Below are 297 nucleotides of genomic sequence, written 5' to 3'. Positions count from 1 at the left end.
GTTTGCGATGCTGCCGTTCATGGGTTACAACATGAGCGACTATTTCCAGCACTGGCTGGACATGGGCAAGAAAATCGAAGCCGCTGGTGCCAAACAACCAGCTATTTTCTGCGTCAACTGGTTCCGTACCGATGAAAATGGCAAGTTCGTCTGGCCTGGCTTTGGCGACAATATGCGCGTACTGAAGTGGATGCTGGATCGTATCGAAGGCGGAGCCAACGGCGTAGAAAACGTATTTGGTGTAACACCGACCTTTGGTGACCTGAACTGGGACGGCCTGCAATTCACGCAAGAGCA

The 297-nt window shown here is 52.2% G+C and carries 1 protein-coding gene; it reads left to right on the top strand.

Annotated features, from left to right (window positions below; genetic code table 11):
• The coding region (locus ACO0K4_RS19720) for a phosphoenolpyruvate carboxykinase domain-containing protein (RefSeq protein ID WP_422958354.1) at positions 1-297 on the top strand (297 nt) is incomplete at both ends.

Source organism: Undibacterium sp. RuTC16W, from assembly GCF_049339445.1.
Lineage (GTDB): Bacteria > Pseudomonadota > Gammaproteobacteria > Burkholderiales > Burkholderiaceae_D > Undibacterium.
This window is presented reverse-complemented; position numbering and strand designations above follow the sequence as displayed.